The organism is Streptomyces boncukensis (assembly GCF_011045075.1).
GTDB classification, from domain to species: Bacteria; Actinomycetota; Actinomycetes; order Streptomycetales; family Streptomycetaceae; genus Streptomyces; species Streptomyces boncukensis.
On record NZ_JAAKZZ010000368.1, the window covers coordinates 1 to 7,591 of the forward strand.

At 73.2% G+C, this 7,591-nt stretch carries 4 protein-coding genes; all 4 read right to left on the reverse strand.

The window, feature by feature from the left end; all coding sequences use genetic code 11:
* On the reverse strand, nucleotides 1–734 hold a 734-nt coding region (locus G5C65_RS26855; protein ID WP_165301525.1), incomplete at its 3' end, for a GAF domain-containing protein.
* A 42-nt stretch (nucleotides 735–776) separates the two neighbouring features.
* Nucleotides 777–4,496, reverse strand: coding sequence for a thiol reductant ABC exporter subunit CydD (gene cydD, locus G5C65_RS26860; protein WP_165301526.1), 3,720 nt, complete (start codon nucleotides 4,494–4,496; stop codon nucleotides 777–779).
* Nucleotides 4,497–4,679: 183 nt separating this feature from the next.
* Nucleotides 4,680–5,687: a cytochrome d ubiquinol oxidase subunit II gene (gene cydB, locus G5C65_RS26865; RefSeq protein WP_165301527.1), complete on the reverse strand. Its 1,008-nt coding sequence runs from the start codon at nucleotides 5,685–5,687 to the stop codon at nucleotides 4,680–4,682.
* 18 nt (nucleotides 5,688–5,705) lie between these two features.
* Nucleotides 5,706–7,226 carry a cytochrome ubiquinol oxidase subunit I gene (locus G5C65_RS26870; protein ID WP_165301528.1) on the reverse strand — a complete coding sequence of 507 codons (1,521 nt, stop codon included), beginning with the start codon at nucleotides 7,224–7,226 and terminating at the stop codon, nucleotides 5,706–5,708.
* Between the last annotated feature and the right edge of the window lie 365 nt (nucleotides 7,227–7,591).

The window sequence follows — 7,591 nt, forward strand, 5'->3', positions numbered from 1 at the left end:
CCCCCGGGGCCGCCCGCGCCTCCGGGGCCGCCCGGGTCCCCCGGCAGCCGGGTGGGCAGCAGGACGAGTCCGGCGGCCGCGCCGGCCAGCCGCCGGGCCTGCTCGGCGACGACGTCCAGCGCGTTGCCCGGGTCCCCGGCGAGCAGCGCCGTGGTGACGGCGGCGCTGCCGTCGATCCACCGCTCGCGGATCCGCGCGGCCTCCCGCAGCCGCGCGTTGCCGATGGCGATGCCCGCCTCGGTGGCCAGGATCCGGATCACCCGGACGTCCTCGTCGGTGAACCCGGGTGCGGTGCGCTTCTCGGTGAGATAGAGGTTCCCGAACAGCTCGCCGCCGACCCGGACCGGGATACCGAGGAAGCTGTGCATCGGCGGGTGCCGCGCGGGGAAGCCCTCGAAGCGGGCGTCGAGCGTCAGATCGGGCAGCCGCAGCGGCTCGTCGGCGCGGAGCACGGCGGCGAGCAGCCCGTGCGTGCCGTCCGGGAAGCGGTCGATGCGCGCGATCTGCTCGGGGCTCATCCCCGCGGTGACGAACTCCTTGAGCCCCCGCTCGTCGGCGCCGTCGGCGTCGTCGGCCAGCACGCCCAGCGCCGCGTAGCGGCAGTCCACCACCCGGGCCGCCGTCTGGACGATGTGGCTGAGCGTCGTGTGCAGGTCGGGGCCCGGCCCGCTGCCGATGCTGACCATGGCGTCCAGCACCTGGGACAGTCGTTCCGCCGGGTCCGGTGCAGGCATATGCCGAGCGTAATGAGTCCGTATAGCGGGTGAAAGCCGGACTCAGCCGAGAACCGGAACGGGGGATGCCGCCCCCGCCGTACCCGCCGCACCCGCCGTACCCACCGCACCGTCCCGCGCCGGCTCCCGCTCCCGCTCCCGCTCCAGCTCCTCCTCCCGCTCCAGCATCCGGCTGAACGGGCCGCCCGCGGCCGCCAGCCGCGCGTAGGTCCCGCGCTCGACCGTACGGCCGCCGTCCAGCACGATCACCTCGTCCACCGCGTCGAGCCCGCGCAGCCGGTGGGTGATCAGCACCGTCGTACGGCCCTCGGTGACGGCGAGCAGATCGGCGGTCAGCGCGTCCGCCGTCGGCAGATCCAGGTGCTCGGCGGGCTCGTCCAGCACCAGCACGGGGAAGTCGGCGAGCAGCGCGCGGGCCAGCGCGAGCCGCTGCCGCTGCCCGCCGGACAGCCGCGCGCCGTGCTCGCCGACGAGGGTGTCCAGCCCTCCGGGCAGGGTGTCCGTCCAGTCCGCGAGGCGGGCCCGCACCAGCGCGGCGCGCAGCTCGTCCTCGCCGGCCGAGGGGCGGGCGAGCCGCAGATTCTCGCGCAGGGTGCTGTCAAACAGGTGCGCGTCCTGGGCGCACAACCCCACGCGCTTCCGTACGCCGTCGGGATCCGCCTCCAGCGCGGAGACCCCGCCGAGGGTGTACGTGCCGCCGGGCTGCGGGTCGAGGAAGCGCAGCAGCGCGTGCGCCAGCGTCGTCTTGCCGGATCCGGACGCGCCGACGACGGCCACCCGGCGCGCCGGGGCGAGGTCGAGGTCGAAGCCGTCCAGCGCGGGCGCCGCGCCCTCTGCCTGCTCCGGGTACCGCACGGTCAGGCCGCGCACCCGCAGCGGCAGGGCCGCGCCCAGCTCCCGCGCCCGGCCCGGCTCCGACCCCGGCTCCGAACCCGGCTCCGGTTCCCGCACCGGGAGCGGCGCGTCCAGCACCTCGTACACCCGCTCGGCCGCGCGCCGGCTGCGCTGCCGGTGCTGTACGGCGAGCGACAGCGGCGTCACCGCCTCGAACGCGGCGAGCGGCGTCAGCACGACCGTCGCCAGCCACAGCCCGTCCAGGGAGCCGTCCGCGGTCGCCACGGCGCCCGTCCAGGCGGCAGCGGCGACCGTCAGCCCGGCGGCCAGCGCGCCCAGGCCGTCCGCGAGCGCCGTACGCGCCGCCGAGCGCCCGGCGAGCCGGGTCAGCGCGCGGTCGGCGTCCAGCGTGTCGGCGATCCGCGCGGGCAGCGCGCCGGACACCGCCAGCTCGCCGGTCGCGGTGCCGGTCAGCAGGTCGACGGTGCGGGTGGCGAGCTCCGCGCGGGCGGGGGCCAGCTCGCGCTCGGTACGGCGGGAGAGCGCGCCGGTCAGCGCGGGCACCCCGATCCCGGCCACCGCCAGCCCCACCGCGAGCGCGGCCCCGGCGGCGGGCAGCAGCGCCCCCGTGAACGCCACGGCCAGCACGCCGACGACGGCCCCGACGGTCGCGGGCAGCAGCCAGCGCAGGAAGTAGTCCTGCAGCGCGTCCACGTCGGCGACGAGCCGGGACAGCAGATCGCCGCGCCGGGCGCGCCGCAGCCCGGCGGGCGCGAGCCGCTCCAGGCGGCGGTAGACGCCGACGCGGAGGTCCGCGAGGACGCGCAGCGCCGCGTCGTGCGACACGAGGCGCTCCGCGTACCGGAAGACGGCGCGGCCGATGCCAAACGCGCGGGTCGCGGTGACGGCGACCATGAGGTAGAGCACCGGCGGCTGCTGGTCGGCCCGCGAGATCAGCCAGCCGGAGGTGGCCATCAGGCCGACGGCGCTGAGGAGGGCGAGGGCGCCGAGCAGCAGGGCGAGCGCGAAGCGCCGGGTCAGCCCCTGAGCGCTGGCGCGCACCCGGGAGAGGGGGTGGGTGCCGTCACGGAGCGCGCCCGGAGGGGGCGCGGGGCTCGGCGGCCCGTATGCGGCTCCGCCGCGATAGGGGACTCCCACTGCTGCCGCTGCCGCGGTCGGCGACGGGCGTACAGCGGCAGCCGCTTCCTCCGCACGGTCAGGCGCCGCTGAGGTGCTCGCCACCGCCGCGGCTCCGCTCGAACAGGGAGGCACCCCCATGGCCGGGCGCTCCCCTGATGCGCGCCCTGTGGCGTCAGGGCCGACCACGACCACCCGGTCGGCCAGCCGGAGCAGCGCGGGGCGGTGCGTCACCAGCACCACGGTGCGCCGCCCCTCCGCGAGGAGCCGCCGCACCGCCTCCACCACCTCGCCCTCCGTGCCCCCGTCCAGCGCGGCCGTCGGCTCGTCCAGCACCAGCAGCGGACGGTCGGCGAGGAACGCCCGTGCGAGCGCCACCCGCTGCCGCTGCCCGGCCGACAGCCCGGCGCCGCCCTCACCCAGCTCCAGCTCCGGGTCCACGTCCTCCAGCGCGGCGTCCCGCAGTGCGCGCCGGACCGCGGCGTCGTCCGCGCCGGGCCGCGCCAGCCGTACGTTCTGCGCCACCGTTCCGGGTCCCAGATACGGGTGCTGCGGCACCCAGGCGATCTGCTCGTGCCACGTCTCCTGCGAGACGGCCGACAGGTCGGCGCCGCCCACGGTGACCCGTCCGCTCGCCGGGCGGGTGAAGCCCAGCAGCACGGACAGCAGGGTGGTCTTGCCGCCTCCGGACGGCCCGGTGAGGGCCACCGTCTCGCCGGGCCGCACGGTCAGCGACGTACGGCTCAGCGAGTCGGCCGTCCGCCCCTCGTGCCGTACGACGACATCCGCGAACTCGATCGGGGCCGTCCGCACATCCGGCGCGGCGCGGTCGCCGCGCGGGTCCGCCGGCTCCTCCAGCACGGCGAACACCTCTTCCGCGGCGGAGAGCCCCTCCGCTGCGGCGTGGTACTGGGCGCCGACCTGGCGCAGCGGCAGATACGCCTCGGGCGCGAGGATCAGCACCAGCAGCCCGGTGTACAGATCGAGGTCCCCGTGCACCAGGCGCATGCCGATGCTCACCGCCACCAGCGCCACCGAAATGGTCGCCAGGAGCTCCAGCGCGAAGGACGACAGGAAGGCGATCCGCAGGGTGCGGACGGTGGCACGCCGGTAGTCGGCGGTGATCGCCCGGATGTTCTCGGCCTGGACCTTGGCCCGTCCGAACACCTTCAGGGTGGGCAGTCCGCCGACGACGTCCAGGAAGTGGCCGGACAGCCGGGCGAGCAGCCGCCACTGGCGGTCCATCGTCTTCTGGGTGGCCCACCCGATGAGCGCCATGAAGAGCGGGATGAGCGGCAGTGTGCCGACGACGATGGCGGCGGAGATCCAGTCCGAGGTGACGATACGGGCGAGCACCGCCGCCGGGACCACGGCGGCGAGCCCCAGCTGCGGCAGATAGCGCGCGAAGTAGTCGTCCAGCGCGTCGACGCCCCGGGTCGCCAGAGCTGCCAGTTCGCCGGTGCGCTGCCGGGTGAGGAAACCGGGCCCCAGGGCGGCGGCGTGCTCCAGCAGCCGGGTGCGCAGCTGGGACTTGACGACCGCGCCGCAGCGGTGCGCGGTGAGTTCGGTCAGCCAGGAGACGAGGGCGCGGGCCACCGCGACGCCGGCGAGGAGGACCAGTTCGCGGCTCTCCACCCGGCCGTGCTGGTAGGCGGAGACGACGACGTCGGCGATCAGCATGGCCTGCGCGATGACCAGCGCGGCGCCGACGAGGCCGAGCGCGACGGCGGCGGCGAGGAAGGCGCGCGTGGTGCGTGCGTACGTCAGCAGGCGCGGGTCAACAGGCTTCATATGACGGCCTCCGTCCTGTTCTCCGGCAGGTCCTGCCGGGTCCGGGCTGCCCCTCGGGGCGCACCTGCGAGAGGGGGCGCCCCTCAGGGGCGCGGGGAACTGCGCGCGCAACCAGCAGCACACCCGCGGACCGCGACGCACGGCGCGGGGCAGCCCGGACCCGGCGAGCTCCGCAGGACATGGCTAGTGGGCGCTTCCGGCCGCGATGTTCTGGGTGCCGATCCGCTTCCGGAACACCCAGTACGTCCACCCCTGGTAGAGCAGGACGACCGGCGTGGCGATCCCCGCGCACCACGTCATGATCTTCAACGTGTACGGCGTGGAGGCGGCGCTGGTGACCGTCAGGCTCCAGTCGTCGTTCAGCGTGGAGGGCATGACGTCCGGGAAGAGGGCGAGGAAGAGCATGGCGACGGCGGCGACGACCGTCACTCCGGAGTAGGCGAACGACCAGCCCTCCCGCCCTGCGAGGTTGAGCCCCACGGCGGACACCAGCGCGACGACGGCGACCAGCAGCGCGATCAGGCTCTTGCCGTCACCGCTGTCGGCCTGGGTCCACAGCAGGAAGCCCAGCGCCAGCACGGCGGTGGCCAGCCCCAGCCAGGTGGCCGTGCGGCGGGCCCGTTCGCGGATGTCGCCGAGGGTCTTGAGCGCCGTGAACACCGCGCCGTGGAAGGTGAACAGGGACAGCGTCACCAGCCCGCCGAGCAGCGCGTACGGGTTGAGCAGGTCGAGGATGTTCCCCGCGTACTCCCCCTGCGCGTTGATCTTCACGCCCCGCACGATGTTCGCGAAGGCCACGCCCCACAGGAACGCGACGATCACGGAGGTGTAGAAGATCGCGTGCTCCCAGTTGGTCTGCCAGCGGTCGTCGTCCCGCTTGGCGCGGTACTCGAAGGCGACGCCGCGCACGATCAGGCAGACCAGGATGACCAGCAGCGGCAGATAGAAGCCGGAGAAGAGGGTGGCGTACCACTCGGGGAAGGCGGCGAACGTGGCGCCGCCCGCGGAGAGCAGCCAGACCTCGTTGCCGTCCCAGACGGGCCCGATGGTGTTGATGAGGACGCGCTTCTCGGCGCGGTCGCGCGCGAGGAGCTTGGTGAGGACGCCGACTCCGAAGTCGAAGCCCTCCAGGAAGAAGTAGCCGATCCAGAGAACGGCGATGAGGACGAACCACACGTCGTGGAGGTGCACGGTCTCTCCCCTCTGGCCTCAGTACGAGAAGGCCATGGGCCGGTCGGGATCGCGGTCGTCGCCGCCGATCTTGGTGGGCGGGTTGAGGTCGGCCTCGGTCAGCTCCGGCGGTCCCGCCTTGATGTACTTCACGAGCAGCCGCACCTCGATCACGGCGAGCACCGCGTACAGCGCGGTGAAGACGATCAGCGAGGTGAGCACCTCGCCCTGGGAGACGCCGGGGGAGACGGCGGACGCGGTGGGCAGCACGCCGTAGACCACCCATGGCTGGCGGCCGGTCTCGGTGAAGATCCAGCCCCAGGAGTTGGCGATGAGCGGGAAGGCGAGGGTGAGCAGGGTGAGCCGCCAGTACCAGGTGCCGAGCCGGGCGCCCAGCTCCCGGTCCCGGGTGAGGGCGAGGCGCGGCACCTCGTCCTCGCCCGTGCGCAGCCGCTCGGCGAGCCAGAACCGGCGGCGGGTGAGGTAGAGGCCGGCGGCCCCGAGGGCCAGCGACGTCATGCCGAAGCCGATCATCCAGCGGAACGACCAGTAGGCGAGCGGGATGTTGGGCCGGTAGTCGTCGAGGCCGATGGTGTCCCGGTACTTCTTCTGGAGCTGTTCGTTGGTGTCGTTGATGCCCGGGACGGCGTCGGAGAAGTTGTCGTGGGCGAGGAAGGACAGCACCCCGGGGACCTCGATGGCGACCTTGTTGTGGCCCTTCTCCACGTCCCCGTAGGCGAAGACGGAGAACGGGGCGGGCGCCTCGGTGTCCCACAGGGCCTCGGCGGAGGCCATCTTCATGGGCTGCTGGTCGTACATGATCTTGCCGAGGCGGTCGCCGCTGACCGCGGTGAGGATGCCGCCGACCACCATGGTGACCAGCGCGAGCCGCAGCGAGGTGCGCATCACGGCGATGTGCTTCCTGCGCAGCAGGTGGTACGCGGCGATGCCCGCCATGAACGCGGCGCCGGTGAGGAAGGCGGCGGTGATGGTGTGGAAGAACTGCGCCCACGCCGTGTTCTGCGTCAGGACGCGGACGAAGTCGGTCAGCTCCGCGCGCCCGCTCTTCTCGTTGATCTTGTAGCCGACGGGGTGCTGCATCCAGGAGTTGGCCGCCAGGATGAAGTAGGCGGACAGCACCGTCCCGATGGAGACCATCCAGATCGTGGCCAGGTGCAGCTTCTTCGGCAGCTTGTCCCAGCCGAAGATCCACAGGCCGATGAAGGTCGACTCGAAGAAGAAGGCGATCAGCGCCTCGAACGCGAGCGGGGCCCCGAAGATGTCGCCGACGAAGCGGGAGTAGTCCGACCAGTTCATACCGAACTGGAACTCCTGCACGATGCCGGTGACGACGCCCATGGCGATGTTGATCAGGAAGAGCTTGCCCCAGAACTTCGTCGCCTTGAGGTACTTCTCCTTGTTCGTCCGGACCCAGGCGGTCTGGAGCCCCGCGACGAGAGCCGACAGGGAGATCGTCAGCGGGACGAAGAGGAAGTGGTAGACGGTCGTGATGCCGAACTGCCATCGCGCCAGGGTCTCCGGCGCCAGCGCGAGGTCCACGTGGCTCGCCTCCTTCAGGTCCTTGCGGTGCGCACTCCGTGGGTCCGCGGCATTTTGCCGGGATTCCGACCGTGTGACGGGTACCGTCCGGGCACACGTCTGGGGCCAAACGGACTAATGGAGCGTGCTCGTGAATGCGTTCACATTCACAAGGATTATGCACCGCACGCCCTGGCGATCTACGAGCGGGGGGGGTGGTTCTCTCCGGAAGGGGGCGCCCACCCCTCAGCGGGCGCCCCAGCCGCGCTACCGGAGCCGCTACCGGAGCCGCTCGCGGAACTCCCCGGCGACCCGTACGAAGATGTCGTTCGCCGCCACCTCGCCGACCGACACCCGCACCCCCTCCCCCGGGAAGGGCCGCACCG

Excerpts from the sequence above, each read along its gene's own strand:
- cydD (WP_165301526.1), bottom strand. The coding sequence starts at position 4,496 with ATGAAGCCTGTTGACCCGCGCCTGCTGACGTACGCACGCACCACGCGC.